Annotated in this window: 12 protein-coding genes and 1 pseudogene; 10 read left to right on the top strand and 3 right to left on the bottom strand. The window is 66.7% G+C overall.

All coding sequences use genetic code 11. From position 1 onward, the window contains the following. Positions 1-20 precede the first annotated feature (20 nt). Entirely contained in the window at positions 21-851 is an 831-nt protein-coding gene (locus ACVIGA_RS13640) for a dienelactone hydrolase family protein (protein ID WP_456666780.1), read from the top strand. Here ACVIGA_RS13640 and xseA read toward each other — a convergent pair. Beyond that, on the bottom strand, positions 848-2467 hold the full coding sequence (gene xseA, locus ACVIGA_RS13635) for an exodeoxyribonuclease VII large subunit (RefSeq protein WP_456666779.1): 1620 nt from the start codon (positions 2465-2467) through the stop codon (positions 848-850). The two genes, ACVIGA_RS13640 and xseA, sit on opposite strands and share 4 nt — an antisense overlap. Before the next feature lie 149 nt (positions 2468-2616). On the opposite strand from xseA, the gene ACVIGA_RS13630 reads away from it, so the two are divergent. The 4 genes from ACVIGA_RS13630 (at position 2617) to purD (ending at position 5386) form a co-directional block, all read left to right on the top strand. Further along, positions 2617-3159 carry a DUF2306 domain-containing protein gene (locus ACVIGA_RS13630; protein ID WP_456666778.1) on the top strand — a complete coding sequence of 181 codons (543 nt, stop codon included), beginning with the start codon at positions 2617-2619 and terminating at the stop codon, positions 3157-3159. Continuing rightward, positions 3156-3707 carry a hypothetical protein gene (locus tag ACVIGA_RS13625; protein WP_456666777.1) on the top strand — a complete coding sequence of 184 codons (552 nt, stop codon included), beginning with the start codon at positions 3156-3158 and terminating at the stop codon, positions 3705-3707. Before ACVIGA_RS13630 ends, ACVIGA_RS13625 begins: the two co-directional genes overlap by 4 nt. Positions 3708-3710: 3 nt before the next feature. After that, complete coding sequence (locus ACVIGA_RS13620; RefSeq protein WP_375776932.1) at positions 3711-4010, top strand: winged helix-turn-helix domain-containing protein; 300 nt, start codon at positions 3711-3713, stop codon at positions 4008-4010. A 98-nt stretch (positions 4011-4108) separates the two neighbouring features. Next, positions 4109-5386, top strand: coding sequence for a phosphoribosylamine--glycine ligase (purD, locus tag ACVIGA_RS13615; RefSeq protein ID WP_456666776.1), 1278 nt, complete (start codon positions 4109-4111; stop codon positions 5384-5386). Between the two features lie 121 nt (positions 5387-5507). On the opposite strand, the gene ACVIGA_RS13610 is transcribed toward purD, so the two are convergent. Beyond that, complete coding sequence (locus tag ACVIGA_RS13610) at positions 5508-6740, bottom strand: acyl-CoA dehydrogenase family protein (protein WP_097671618.1); 1233 nt, start codon at positions 6738-6740, stop codon at positions 5508-5510. Between the two features lie 119 nt (positions 6741-6859). Here ACVIGA_RS13610 and ACVIGA_RS13605 point away from each other — a divergent pair, with 119 nt between their 5' ends. Continuing rightward, positions 6860-7765 (top strand): alpha/beta fold hydrolase, encoded by a 906-nt coding sequence (locus tag ACVIGA_RS13605; RefSeq protein ID WP_456666775.1) that lies wholly within the window; start codon positions 6860-6862, stop codon positions 7763-7765. Positions 7766-7965: 200 nt separating this feature from the next. Beyond that, the gene (locus tag ACVIGA_RS13600; protein WP_375777642.1) at positions 7966-8898 is read left to right on the top strand and encodes an IS110 family RNA-guided transposase; all 933 of its coding nucleotides are present in this window, start codon (positions 7966-7968) and stop codon (positions 8896-8898) included. A 146-nt stretch (positions 8899-9044) separates the two neighbouring features. Here the strand turns inward: ACVIGA_RS13600 and ACVIGA_RS13595 are convergent, their stop codons facing one another. Beyond that, positions 9045-9503 carry a nucleoside deaminase gene (locus tag ACVIGA_RS13595; RefSeq protein WP_223967159.1) on the bottom strand — a complete coding sequence of 153 codons (459 nt, stop codon included), beginning with the start codon at positions 9501-9503 and terminating at the stop codon, positions 9045-9047. A 129-nt stretch (positions 9504-9632) separates the two neighbouring features. Between ACVIGA_RS13595 and ACVIGA_RS13590 the strand changes: the two genes are divergently transcribed. The 3 genes and pseudogenes from ACVIGA_RS13590 to ACVIGA_RS13580 all read left to right on the top strand — a co-directional run bounded on the left by ACVIGA_RS13590 (position 9633) and on the right by ACVIGA_RS13580 (position 13255). Continuing rightward, positions 9633-11789, top strand: coding sequence for a pseudouridine synthase (locus tag ACVIGA_RS13590; protein ID WP_456666774.1), 2157 nt, complete (start codon positions 9633-9635; stop codon positions 11787-11789). A gap of 194 nt (positions 11790-11983) precedes the next feature. Further along, positions 11984-12544, top strand: a pseudogene (gene rsmD, locus ACVIGA_RS13585) (16S rRNA (guanine(966)-N(2))-methyltransferase RsmD); the annotation flags it as partial. Positions 12545-12637: 93 nt separating this feature from the next. Continuing rightward, on the top strand, positions 12638-13255 hold the full coding sequence (locus ACVIGA_RS13580) for a hypothetical protein (RefSeq protein ID WP_456666773.1): 618 nt from the start codon (positions 12638-12640) through the stop codon (positions 13253-13255). Positions 13256-13392 lie beyond the last annotated feature (137 nt).

Below are 13392 nucleotides of genomic sequence, written 5' to 3'. Positions count from 1 at the left end.
TAACGAGCCGGCCGGATCGGATGCGCCTCAAGTCAGTTTTCATGTGCCTTGCCATGCTTGCCGCGCCGGCCGCGGCGGCGCCGCTTCCGGCTCCGCATCAGGTCGAGATTCCCGAAGGCAATATCACGCTGCACGCGCAGCTCTACCGGCCCGACGGCGATGGCCCGTTCCCGACGGTCATCGCGCTGCACGGCTGCGGCGGTCTTGCTGGCCGTTCCGAGGCGGTGCTGCCGCGCTATCGCGACTGGGCCGAGCAACTACTCACATCAGGCCATGCGGTGCTGCTGCCGGACAGCTACGGCTCGCGCGAGCTCGGGCCACAGTGCCGCATTAGGGAGCATCAGGTCCAGACCCGCCGTGCGCGGGTTGCCGATATCAACGCCGCGCGGCAATGGCTGGTGCAGCAGAAATGGGTGGCGAAGAGCCGCATCAGCCTGATCGGCTGGGGTAACGGCGCGGCCGCGTTGCTGTGGGCGGTGCGGCCGCAGATGTGGTCGCGCAATGTCGAGCCGGACTTCCGCTCGGCGGTCGCGTTCTATCCGGATTGCCGCACCTCGTCCGGCCTCGGCTGGAGCGCGCGGGTGCCGACGCTGGTCCTGATCGGCGCGCGCGACGACGTGACGTCGTCGTCGGCCTGCCACCAGATGGTGGACGGCGCGCGCGGCCGCAGCGCGCTGGCGCGGATCGTGGTCTATCCCGAGGCCTATCACGATTTCGACCGCGCCAATCTCCCGCTGCACGCGGTCGCGGCCTCGTCCGATGTCGACATCATCGAGCCCGGTCACGTCGGCACCGATGCGAGCGCCCGCAAGGACGCGCAGAAGCAAGTCGCGGAGTGGCTGGCGCGCTAAAACAAACTGCCCTGATCGATCGGCTTGGTGACGCGCTTCGGCGCCGCCGGTTTCGCCTCGCGCAGCTTCGGCTGGCTCTCGTGCGTCACCGTCGCCGCGGGCTGATCGGCATTCGTGGTGGCTGCGACGCGGCCGTCGGCGAACTCGATCGACAAATTGGCGTTCGGGCCGACCGCCGCCGCTGAATGCAGTGCGTGTCCCTGCGCATCGCGCACCAGCGCGAAGCCGCGCGCTAGCACGCCGCGATAGGACAGCGCCGACAGCAGCTGGCTGCGATGGGCGACCCGCGCCTCGAGCCGCTGCATCGTCGTCAGCAGCGCGCGGCGGGCGCGTTCGGCGAGGCGGTGGGTGCGCTCGAGATCGCGTGCGATCGCGTTGCGCTGGGCCTTGGCGTTGGCGAGCTTCGAGGCCTTGAGCCGGATCTCAAGCCCGCTGAAGCGCTCGCGCCTGCGATGCAGCAGCGCACGTGCCGACAGCGCGATGCGTTCGCCCGAGACGGTCAGCCGCTGCCTTGCATGCGCGACCTGGCCGCGCAGCACGCCGATGGTGAGGCGTGAGCTCGACGCGGCAAAGCGGCGGAAATGCGCGTGCGTATTTGCCTTCAGCCCGCGCGGCAGCCCGGCAGCAAGATGATCGAGCCGCTGCCGCGGGATCGCCAGCAGTTCGTTCGCCGCCGGCAGCGCACGCGCCGCGGCACGCAGCTCGTTGCGGCGGGCCTCCTGGCTGCGCTGCCAGCACACCATGGTGCGGCGGGCGAGTCCCTGAACCTCGACGAACAGCTCGCTGCGCACCGGCACCGCCATCTCGGCGGCGGCGGTCGGCGTCGGCGCGCGCTTGTCGGCGACGAAGTCGATCAGCGTGATGTCGGTCTCGTGGCCCACCGCCGAGATCAGCGGGATGTTGCTCTCCGCCGCGGCGCGGACCACGATCTCCTCGTTGAACGACCACAAATCCTCCAGTGAGCCGCCGCCGCGCGCAACGATTAACAGGTCGGGCCGTGGGATCCTGCCGCCCTCCGGCAGCGCATTGAAGCCGCGGATCGCCGCCGCGACCTGCTCGGCCGAGCCGTCGCCCTGCACCTTGACAGGCCAGACCAGCACGCGGCGAGGGAAGCGGTCCTCCAGGCGATGCAGGATGTCGCGGATCACCGCGCCGGTCGGCGAGGTGACGACGCCGATCACCTCGGGCAACCAGGGCAACAGCTGCTTGCGGGCCTCGTCGAACAGGCCCTCGGCCGCCAGCTTCTTCTTGCGCTCCTCCATCAGCGCCATCAGCGCGCCGACGCCGGCGGGCTCCAGCGAGTCGATGACGATCTGGTACTTCGAGGAGTTCGGATAGGTGGTCAGCTTGCCGGTCGCGATGACCTCGAGGCCCTCCTGCGGCTTGAAGCGCATCCGGGCGTGGGCAAACTTCCAGATCACCGCCTCGATCTTGGCGCTCTCGTCCTTCAGGGCGAAATAGCAGTGGCCGGACGAGTGCGGGCCGCGAAAGCCGGAGATCTCGCCGCGGACGCGGACATGGCCGAAGCGGTCCTCCACCGTCCGCTTCAGGGCGGAGGAGAGTTCCGAGACGGTGAACTCGGGCGCGTTGACGAGATTTGGCGCGGCAGCAGTCATTTGCAGGTGATTCGGCTGTTTGTGAGCTTCAGCGCAACGTAGGGACTTTTGTCCGCCATCGCCAATGCGCGGGCTTGTTTGTCCATATACTCTGTGGTACAGAGTTCTCTGTATTGAGGGTGATGGCGACCTGGCTGGAGGGCTGACCGATGGTCCCGCAGTTGACGTTGGCAAGTTTCGTCCATTCAGCGGCAGGCGCGGTCCATGCCGTCGTGGCTGTCCTGTGCATCGGTGTCGGGCTGATCCAATTCCTGTGTCCCAAACGCGGCGCGGGCCACCGGGCGCGCGGCTATTTCTTCGTCTATGCCATGGTGGTCGCCGACGGGACCGCGATGCTGGTCTACCGGTTCACCGGCGCTCTCAACCTGTTCCATGTCGGCGCGATCGTGAACTTCGCCTGCATCGTGGCGGCGATTGTTCCGCTGCTGCGCAGCCCGCGCCCGGCGAACTGGCGGCTGAAGCACTACTATTTCATCTCGTGGTCCTACGTGTCGCTGATGTCGGCGGCGGCAACGGAAATCATGGTGCGCCTGTTGCCGCTGACGACGCGCGGACAAGTTGGGCTGCTGGCATTGGTGCTGTCGATCGTCACCATGACGATCGCCTATGTCCTGATCGGCAAATATCGTCCGGCAGCCGATACACCTGCGCTTTCCGCCAAGCTCGCCGAGCAAAGTGGGGTGCCGTCATGATCGACAGCCAGCAGGCCAGCGCGGCGCTGAACGACATCAACGACGTCGTGCAGCGCGTCCGCCAATCGCGAATCTATCAGAACGCCAGTCTCATCATCGTCATGTGGGGCGTATTGGTGTTCGTGGGCTACCTCGCCAATTTCACATGGCCGCCGCAGGGCTATACGATCTGGGCCGTTGTCGATCTCATCGGAATCGCAGGCTCGATCGCAATTGCAGCGTTCAGCGGCATCGGTCCGGGGGCGGGCGCCTTCGCGCTCCGGCTGCTGGTGGCGTTCCTGCTGTTTATCGCATTCGGCATTTTCTGTTCGGCGGTGCTCGGCCATTTCGGGCCGCGCCAGATGCTGGTGTTCTGGCCGCTGTTCACGATGCTGTTCTATGCGCTCGCCGGCCTGTGGTTCGGCTACGCCTTCATCGTGATCGCGCTCGGCAGCAGCGCCTTGATCGTGACCGCCTACTTCTACGCCGGTCCGGCGCTGCTGCTGTGGATGGCGGTGGTGCATGGCGGTGCGCTGGTGCTCGGCGGCCTCTGGATGCGCCGGATCTGATCGATGGCGGAACTCGACGAGATCATTCACCAGCCGCTGCGGCTGCGGATCATGGCGGCGCTCAATGCGCTGCCGGTCTCAAGCGGGCTCGAATTCGCCCGGCTGAAGAAGCTGACGGGCGCCACCGACGGCAATCTCGGCGCCCATATCGAGACGCTGGCGCGGGCCGGCTATGTCGCGGTCGACAAGGCCTTTGTCGGCAAGAAGCCGCAGACCACCGTGACCGCCACCGCGGCCGGCCGTGGCGCGTTCGCCCGCCATGTCGCGACCTTGCAGGAGATCATCGCCGGCAAGCAGCCGTGAGCCGGAATGACGGGGGAATCGGCCCCGTCGCCCCTTGCAGGCCGGCGGGGATTCGTGCGACCGACACAGCTCTTGCACCCTTTTTGAGCCTGTGTCCGATGAACATCCTCCTGCTCGGTTCCGGCGGCCGCGAACATGCGCTGGCGTGGAAGATCGCGGCATCTCCGCTGGTGACGAAACTCTGGTGCGCGCCGGGCAATGCCGGGATCGCGCGCGAGGCCGAATGCATCGCGCTCGATGTCGCCGACCATGCCGCGGTGATCGAATTCTGCCGGCGCAATGCGGTCGATCTGGTGGTGGTCGGGCCGGAGACGCCGCTCGCCGCCGGCATCGTCGATGACCTCGCCGCTGAAGGCATCAAGGCGTTCGGGCCGAGCAAGCAGGCCGCGCAGCTCGAGGGCTCCAAGGGCTTCACGAAAGACCTCTGCAGCGAGTTCGACATTCCGACCGGCGCCTATCGCCGCTTCGACAATGCAAAGGACGCTGTGGCTTATGTCCGCGCCCAGGGCGCGCCGATCGTGGTCAAGGCCGACGGGCTCGCCGCAGGCAAGGGCGTTGTGGTGGCGCAGACGCTGTCTGAAGCGGAAGCCGCCATTGCGATGATGTTCGAGGGCGCGTTCGGCTCGGCCGGCGCCGAGGTCGTGATCGAGGAATTTTTGTCGGGCCGCGAGATCAGCTTCTTTGCGCTGTGCGACGGCGAGACCGCGATTTCGCTCGCGACCGCGCAGGACCACAAGCGGGTGTTCGATCACGACAAGGGGCCGAACACCGGCGGCATGGGCGCCTATTCGCCGACGCCGTTCGTGACGCCTGAGATCCACGACCAGATCATGGCGCGGATCATCCTGCCGACGGTGGCCGGGATGAAGAGCCGCGGCACGCCGTTCAAGGGCGTGCTCTATGCCGGCGTGATGCTGACCGCGCAGGGCCCAAAGCTGTTCGAATACAACGTGCGGTTCGGCGATCCCGAGTGCCAGGTGCTGATGCTGCGGATGATGTCGGACATCGTGCCGGCGTTTCTCGCCTCGATCGACGGGCAGTTGAAGAACTTCGACCTGCGCTGGTATCCGGACCCGGCGCTGACGGTGGTGATGGCGGCCAAGGGCTATCCCGGCGACTACATCAAGGGCGCGCGGATCGACGGCCTCGATGACGCCGCCAAGGTCGACGGCGTCGAGATCTTCCACGCTGGCACGGTGGCCAAGGATGGTGCTGTTCTCGCCAACGGAGGCCGGGTGCTGAACGTCTGCGCGATGGGCAGGACGGTCACCGAGGCACGCGATCGCGCCTATCAGGCCGTCGATCGCATCAACTGGCCGGAGGGATTCTGCCGCCGCGACATCGCCTGGCAAGCGGTGGAGGCGGAGCGGACCTAGTTGTCATTCCGGACGACGCGCATCGCGCGTCGATCCGGAATCTCGATGTTGTAGGTGCTTCTCACATTACCTCGAGATTCCGGGTTCGGCGCCTTGCGCCGCCCCGGAATGACGAAGCGGATCAGAGCAAATCCCCGCCCGCCGCGCTTGCGGTGGTGCCGTGCTCGCGGAACGCCTTGATGACGTTCTTGCCGATCTTCCACTTGTGCACCTCGTCCGGGCCGTCGACCAGCCGCTGCGAGCGCACCTGGGTGTACCATTTCGCCAGCGGCGTATCCTGGCTGAAGCCGAGCGCGCCGTGGAGCTGGATCGCGGTGTCGATCACCTTGTGCACCATGTGGGCGTGGAAGATCTTGGCGATCGAGTTCTCCTGGCGGATGTCGAGGCCCTTCTCCGCCTTGTAGGCGATGTGCAGCAGCATCAGCCGGCCGATATAGAGCTCGCTCGCGCAATCGGCGAGCATGAACTGCACCGCCTGGCGGTCGGCCAGCAGCTGGCCGAAGGTCGAGCGCTTGGTGACGTGCGCTGCCGCCATGTCGAGCGCGCGCTGCGCCTTGGCGACGTTGTGCATGCCGTGGCGCAGCCGGCCGTAGGCGAGGCGGTGCTGGCCCATGTTGAAGCCATTGCCTTCGCCGCCGAGCAGGTTGTCGGCGGGCACCTTGAGATCCTTGATCTCGATCTCGGAGTGACCGCCATGGATCACGTCATCGTGCGGGCCCTCGATCGCCATGTTGGCGACGTTGCGCTTGATGCGGTAGCCGGGGTTGGGCAGCTCGACGATGAAGGTCGAATACTGCTTGTGGCGTGGCGCGTTCGGATCGGTCTTCGCCATCACAAGCGCCATGTCGGCGACGCTCGCCGACGACGAGAACCACTTCTCGCCGTTGAGGATGTAGTTCTCGTTGCCGTCCTTCACCGCCGTGGTCTGCATGCCGGTCGCGTCGGCACCGGCGGCCTTCTCGGTCATCGAGAAGCAGATCCGCTTCTCGCCGTTCAGCAGAGGCTTGAGGAATTTCTCCTTCTGGTACTCGGTGCCGTGCGCCAGGATCGTCATCATCGAGGCGTCGTCCGGCCCCTGCGTGTTCATCGAGAGCGCGCCGAGCATGCTCTCGCCGAGCTCCATCTGCACCAGCGCGTTCGCCAGCGGGCCGAGGCCCATACCGCCATACTCCTTCGGCACGAAGGGGCACCACAGGCCCTGCGCGCGGGCCTTCTTGCGCAGCGGCGCTAGCACCTCGGCGAGCGGCTTGGTGTCGAGTTCCTTTTCCGCCGGAATGCACTCGTCGTGCACGAATTTGCGGACCTTCTCGCGGATCGCCTTGGCTTCAGCCGGAATCTCGAAATCGATCGACATGGCACTTCCTCGTTTGGTGTTGTTGTTGCTTGGGCTTGAGAATGGCATAAACCTCACTTGGACCAGCGGCAACGCCGAACAAAGTTTGAAGCACGGCGCACGCGACCGGGGAGCTACCGATGCCTGATCTCGCTGATCTTTTTCCCGGCTATGAATCCAAATGGATCAACACCTCGCAGGGCCGCATCTTCGCCCGCGTCGGCGGCAAGGGCCCGCCATTGCTGTTGCTGCACGGCTTCTCCTCGACCCACGTGATGTGGCACACGGTCGCGCCGAAGCTTGACGACACATTCACGCTGATCATCGCCGACCTGCCGGGCTACGGCTGGTCCGACATGCCCGACAGCGACAAGGATCATACGCCCTACACCAAGCGGGTCTGGGCCAAGACCATGGTCGAGGCGATGGAGCAGCTCGGCCATGTGCATTTCGCACTCGCCGGTCACGACCGCGGCGGCCGCGTCTCGTACCGGCTCGCGCTCGATCATCCCGGCCGGCTGTCGAAGCTTGCGGTGCTCGATATCGCGCCAACCTATGATTACTGGCAGAAGCTCAACCGCCTCTCGGCGCTGAAGATCTACCACTGGGCGTTCCTGGCGCAGCCCTATCCGCTGCCGGAGACGCTGATCTCCAACAATGGCGAATTCTTCCTCAAGGAGAAGATGGCGAGCCAGACCAGAACCAAGACACTGGAGGCGATCGATCCGCGCGCGCTCGCGCATTACCTTGCACCATTCCGCGATCCCGCCCGCATCCACGCGATGTGCGAGGACTACCGCGCCGGCGCCTATGCCGACTTTGAGATCGACAAGGCCGACGTCGACGCCGGCAAGAAGATCACGATCCCGATGCTGGCGTTGTGGGGCGATGCCGGGGTTGCCAGCGCCGCAACGACGCCGCTCGACGTCTGGAAGAACTGGGCGACCAATGTCAGCGGCGCGCCGGTGCCGTCGGGGCATTTCCTGCCCGAGGAGGCCCCCGACGCGACGGCGAAACTGCTGCGGGAGTTTTTCCTGGAGGGATGACTCCGCATGGCCACCGTCATCCTTGTAAGTCTCGAATCGCCGGATCGGATAGAGTGCCCGGTGCGGTAGCGGACGGGAGACCGCTTCATCCCAGGGCTTTGAAGCCCGTGCCTCAGCGCGGCGCCCCGTCCGTTGTTCCATTGAACCCGAACAGTCGCGAGGGCCGCCTGGCGAGCCCGGTTGCGCAAGGAGGGGTGCAGATGGACGCGATCTACGTTGGCATTGATGTGTCGAAGGACCGGCTGGACGTACATGTGCGTCCGAGCGGGGAAGCCTTTGCCGTGGCGCGTGACGGCAAAGGCTTGGAAGAGCTCGTTGCGCGCTTGCAGGTGATCTCGCCGGCGCTGATTGCGGTGGAGGCAACCGGCGGCTTCGAGACCATCGTCGCTGCTGCGCTGGCCGGCGCTCAGCTGCCGCTGGTGGTGGTCAATCCGGCCCAGATCCGGCACTTCGCGCAGGCGGTTGGTCAGCGTGCCAAGACGGACCCGATCGATGCGGCAGTGATCGCGCGGTTTGTCGAGGCCGTAAAGCCGGAGCCACGTGCCATGCCGGATCAGGAAGCCCGGCTGCTGGCTGAACTGGTCAGTCGCCGACGGCAGATCATCGAGATGATCGTTGCCGAGCGTCAGCGCGAGAAGCGGGCCGAGAATGTCCGCGTCCGCAAGAGCCTTGCCCGCCATATCAAGGTCCTCGAGAAGGAGCTGCCGGAGATCGACAACGACATCGACACGCTGGTGCGCGGCTCGCCAGTCTGGCGCGCTAAGGAGGAACTGCTGGTCAGCTTTCCTGGCGTGAGCAACACCCTCGCGCGGACCTTCCTTGCCGAGGTGCCGGAGCTCGGCGCACTCAATCGGCGCCAGATCGCGAGCCTCGCCGGTCTTGCCCCGTTCACCCGCCAGTCGGGCCGCTGGAAGGGCAAGAGCATGATCGGCGGCGGAAGAGCCAAGCTGCGCGCCGGGCTCTACATGGCCGCTCTGTCGGCCAGCCGATACCATCCGCAGCTCAAGGTCTTCTATCGGCGCCTGGTGACCGCTGGAAAGCCCAAGATGGTCGCCCTCATCGCCGTCGCGCGCAAAGTTCTCACCACCCTCAACGCCATGCTCAGGGACCAAAAACCATGGCAACCCGCTTGACGAAGAACACAGTCGCTGAGGAGCGCGTAGCGCGTCTCGAAGGATGCACGGCCCGGCTGGTGGCCGTACATCCTTCGAGACGGCCGCTCCGTGGCCTCCTCAGGATGACGGGGTTGACTTGCTGCATGTCGAGAGGTGCGTAGGCCCTACCGCCGCGCCTTGAAAAAATCCTTCAGCAGCGTCGCGGACTCGGTCTCGCCGACGGCGCCGTAGACTTCCGGGACGTGGTGGCAGGTCGGCTGCGCGAAGAATCGCACGCCTGACTCGACCGCGCCGCCCTTGGGGTCGGCGGCGCCGTAGTACAGCCGGCGGATGCGGGCGAAGGAGATCGCGCCGGCGCACATGGTGCAGGGCTCCAGCGTCACGTAGAGGTCGCAGTCGACCAGCCGCTCGGTGCCGATGGCCTCGGCGGCCTGCCGGATCGCCAAAACTTCCGCGTGGGCGGTCGGATCGCGGTCGGTGAGGGTGCGATTGCTGGCGGTGGCGATGATCTCGTAACCCCGGACAATCACGCATCCGATCGGAACTTCGCCGGCTTTTCCGGCGTTTTCGGCCGTTTTCAGCGCCAAATCCATGAAAGAAGGGGCTGACATGCCTCGTATCATCGGAAGAAACCTGCTAGTAGCTTCGCCTTCAGCAAAAGTGGATGCCGGTTTTGCGTCAAATGCGCTGCCAACAGGGCGCGTACGCCCGGCTGCCCTTGCATCCCAATTGAGCGTCCAGCGAGATTATTCATGCCCCGCGACAGCGACAAAAACAACGATTCCCGCGGCCGGCGTGATCGGCCCGGCGGCGGCCAAGGCCGTTCCGGCGGCGGCAAGGGCCGCTCCGGCGCCGCCCGTGGACCGGACAAGAAATTTGCCAAGCGCGGCTTCGGCGACAAGAAGTTTGCCGGCAAGGGCGATGGCGAGAAGCGGCCCTACCGCGGCGATCGCGAGGACCGTCCGCCGCGCCGCGAGTTCGGCGACAAGCCGAGGTTCAACCGCAACGATCGCCCCCGTGGCGACCGGCCGTTCCGCGATCGGCCAGCGCGTGACGGCGATGGCGAGAAGCGCACCTTCAAGCCGCGCGAAGACCGGCCGAGATTTGATCGCGGCGGCGATGGCGAAAAGCGTTCGTTCAAGCCGCGCGAAGATCGTGGCGGCGAAAAGCGGCCGTACACGCCCCGCGGCGACCGTCCGAACTTCAATCGCGACGACCGCCCGCCGCGGCGCGATCGCGATGATGCCCGCCCGGCGGGGCGGTCTTCTGATCGGAAGTTCGGCGACCGGAAGCCTTACACGCCGCGCGAACGCGACGGCGAGAAGCGGCCCTATACGCCGCGTGGCGAGCGATCGTTCGGCGATCGTCCGTCGCGCGATGGCGACCGGCCGGCGCGGAAATTCGGCGGCGACAGCAAGTTCAAGCGCGGTGCGTCGGATCGCGGCGGCGATCGCGGCCCGCGCAAGGATTTTGGCGACCGGCCGCCGCGCGGCGAATCCAAGCCGTGGCAGAAGCGCGAAGGCGGTTCCGATCGTCCGGAGCGCGGTTCGCGTCCGTTCCGCGACGGCCCGCGCAATTTCGACAAGCCGCGTTACGACAGGCCGCGCGACGATCGCGGCGGCGGCGAGCGGCCGCGGTTCTCGCGCTCCCGCGACGATCGCGAGCAGGGCGATCGTTCGGAGCGGCCGAAGTTCAGCCGGCCGCGTTGGGAAAGAGACGAGGCTGGTGGCGACAATCGCCGGCGCGAGCGCCCCGAAGGCCGCACCGACTGGCAGGAGCATCCGCGCAGCGAGGGCCGTTTCGGCGATCGGCCGCGCCGCGAGAATGAAGACGACAGCAAGGTCTTTGCGAAGCGCCCGGCCTTCGGCGGCCGCGGTGCCTATCGCGAACGTGCCTTTGATGACCGCCGCGAGCGTCCCGAGCCGAAGCCGAAGAAGGCGGGCGAACGCATTGCCAAGGTGCTGGCGCGCGCCGGTCTCGCCTCGCGCCGCGATGCCGAGGAGATCGTCACCCAGGGCCGCGTCACGGTCAACGGACGCGTGATCAATTCGCCGGCGCTCGATATCACCGAGAACGATGTCGTGGCGGTCGACGGCAAGCCGTTGCCGCCGCGCGAGCGAACCCGGCTGTTCATGTATCACAAGCCGCGCGGGCTGATGACGACGCATGCCGACCCCGAGGGACGGCCGACCGTGTTCGACAATCTGCCCGAGGGCCTGCCGCGGCTGATCTCGATCGGCCGGCTCGATTTCAACACCGAGGGCCTTTTGCTGCTCACCAATGACGGCGGGCTGGCGCGGACGCTGGAGCATCCCGACACCGGATGGCTGCGGCGCTACCGCGTGCGCGCGCATGGCGAGGTGACGCAGGGCCAGCTCGACCAGCTCAAGGACGGCGTCGAGGTCGACGGCGTCAAGTACGGGCCGATCGATGCGACGCTGGAGCGCGACCAGAGCGCCAACGTCTGGGTGGTGTTCGCGATCCGCGAGGGCAAGAACCGCGAGGTGCGCAACGTGATGGCGCATCTCGGGCTCGAGGTGAACCGGCTGATCCGGATCTCCTACGGCCCGTTCCAGCTCGGCGAGCTCGAGGAGGGCAAGGTCGAGGAGGTCAAGACGCGGGTGCTGCGCGAGCAGCTCGGCGAGAAGATCGCCAAGGTCGCCGGCGCGGACTTCGCGCGGCCGGAGCAGCGCGAAGTTGACGGCGGCGACGATGCGCCCGCCAGGAAGCCGAAGCCCAGCAAGCGCGAGACGATCAATGACCGCAAGGGCCGCCGCGTGCTGGTGCAGCGCACCGGCAGCGAGGAGGCGCGCGCCCGCAACGAGGACGAGGCCAACGGCTACGGCCCGCCGCGCCGTCCCAAGCGCGGCTATCACGGCAAGCGCGATCTCACGCCGAAGGACGAGTAGAGGAACGGAATGGGCCGCGCGTTTTTTGCCGCGATGGTTGCTGAACGGCACGCTCTGCTCCCTTCCCCCTTGTGGGGAAGGGTTGGGGAAGGGGGTACCGCTTGCTCAGACCTCCCGTGTGGCACCCCCCTCCCTAACCCTCCCCCACAAGGGGGGAGGGAACGCACCGCGCGTGCGGCAAACGTCCGAGCTCTGTAATGCGCGTCGTCGGGGGCAGGCTGAAGGGCCGCAATCTCGCGTCGCCGTCGGGCCGCGAGATCCGTCCGACTGCGGACCGCCTGCGCGAGTCCGTGTTCAACATCCTGATCCACGCCTACGACAATCCGATCGAGGATGCGCGCGTGCTCGACCTGTTTGCCGGCACCGGCGCGCTCGGCATCGAGGCGTCCTCGCGCGGCGCCAAGTTCACGCTGTTCGTCGACAATGGCGCCGAGGCGCGGGCGCTGCTGCGCGCCAATGTCGAGGCGCTCGGCCTTGGCGGGACCACCAAGGTCTATCGCCGCGATGCCACCGATCTCGGACCGGCGCATCCGGTCGAACCGTTCTCGCTGGTGTTTCTCGATCCGCCCTATGGCAAGGGTCTCGCCGACCAGGCACTCGCCTCGCTGCGCGACGGCGGCTGGCTGACGCCGGGCGCGCTGCTCGTGGTGGAGGAGGCGAAGGCCGCGGCGTTCGCGGCGCCCGCGGGGTTCGAGGAGCTCGAGCGGCGCGCCTATGACGACACGGAGTTCGTGTTCCTTCGCGAAAAAGTGTAGGGCGCGTTGGTGTCAGCGTCATCCGCTGACTTTATGCTGGTTGCGCCTTCTTTACTCCAACACTGATTCAACATCGCTTGCGGAGCGCGAACCATGGCCGACACTCTTGCCGGGCTGGCCGGCCAGCTTGAGACCCGCGTCAAGGCGTTGCGCGGCGGGGGTGATGACGCGGCGCTGCTTGCGGCCGCGCGCGATGCCGCCGACCAGATCGAGCGCGGTCGCGGCGCGCAGGATGGTGACGCGCGTGAAGCGCTCATGATGGTTCAGCGGTGGACGTTCAACGCGGCGGCCGATTGCTGGCCGGGCTGGAGTGTTTCCGACAAGCCGATCAATCAGGACAATCTGCTGGCCGCGCGCGAGCTTGCAGAGCGCTCGCTGCGCCTTGTCGAGAGGCTCGAGCTAGGGCCACTGCGCGTGGCAACGGGCGTCTGGCTGGTCGGGGCCTTTGACCTGGCGCTTGGTCGGTACGACGACGCGTCCCGGCTGTTTGGTGATGCGCGCGGACGGTATGGCGCGGCGAACGCGCCCGGTCTCGTGCTGCTGGTGGATGGCTATGCCGCGATCGTGCGGCAGGTCGGCAAGCGCGCTGCCGAAGGCGATGATCTCGATCAGGTCTGTACGCGGATCGCGGCGGACGGCTTCAAGGACGGTGACGAATGGATCGCGCAGCTTCGTACCGCGCGGGACGTGTTCGCCCGCATGAATTCGTAGGATGGGTAGAGCGAAGCGAAACCCATCCTGCGGCTATGGCGACACCGAGTTCGTGTTCCATCGCGATGCGTGACATTGCCACTTGTTCTGCTGTCATCACCCGCGCATGCGGGTGATCCAGTACGCTGAGGCCTCTC

It is taken from the genome of Bradyrhizobium sp. USDA 3240 (assembly GCF_054063295.1).
Note: the sequence above shows the minus strand (reverse complement) of the source record. Positions and strands in the feature narration are given on the sequence as shown.

What these genes read in the sequence shown, in the direction of transcription:
- xseA (WP_456666779.1), bottom strand. Translation starts at nt 2,467, where the DNA reads ATGACTGCTGCCGCGCCAAATCTCGTCAACGCGCCCGAGTTCACCGTC.
- ACVIGA_RS13580 (WP_456666773.1), top strand. Translation starts at nt 12,638, where the DNA reads ATGGCCGACACTCTTGCCGGGCTGGCCGGCCAGCTTGAGACCCGCGTC.
- ACVIGA_RS13590 (WP_456666774.1), top strand. Translation starts at nt 9,633, where the DNA reads ATGCCCCGCGACAGCGACAAAAACAACGATTCCCGCGGCCGGCGTGAT.
- ACVIGA_RS13625 (WP_456666777.1), top strand. Translation starts at nt 3,156, where the DNA reads ATGATCGACAGCCAGCAGGCCAGCGCGGCGCTGAACGACATCAACGAC.
- purD (WP_456666776.1), top strand. Translation starts at nt 4,109, where the DNA reads ATGAACATCCTCCTGCTCGGTTCCGGCGGCCGCGAACATGCGCTGGCG.
- ACVIGA_RS13640 (WP_456666780.1), top strand. Translation starts at nt 21, where the DNA reads ATGCGCCTCAAGTCAGTTTTCATGTGCCTTGCCATGCTTGCCGCGCCG.
- ACVIGA_RS13610 (WP_097671618.1), bottom strand. Translation starts at nt 6,740, where the DNA reads ATGTCGATCGATTTCGAGATTCCGGCTGAAGCCAAGGCGATCCGCGAG.
- ACVIGA_RS13600 (WP_375777642.1), top strand. Translation starts at nt 7,966, where the DNA reads ATGGACGCGATCTACGTTGGCATTGATGTGTCGAAGGACCGGCTGGAC.
- ACVIGA_RS13620 (WP_375776932.1), top strand. Translation starts at nt 3,711, where the DNA reads ATGGCGGAACTCGACGAGATCATTCACCAGCCGCTGCGGCTGCGGATC.
- ACVIGA_RS13595 (WP_223967159.1), bottom strand. Translation starts at nt 9,503, where the DNA reads ATGATACGAGGCATGTCAGCCCCTTCTTTCATGGATTTGGCGCTGAAA.
- ACVIGA_RS13605 (WP_456666775.1), top strand. Translation starts at nt 6,860, where the DNA reads ATGCCTGATCTCGCTGATCTTTTTCCCGGCTATGAATCCAAATGGATC.
- ACVIGA_RS13630 (WP_456666778.1), top strand. Translation starts at nt 2,617, where the DNA reads ATGGTCCCGCAGTTGACGTTGGCAAGTTTCGTCCATTCAGCGGCAGGC.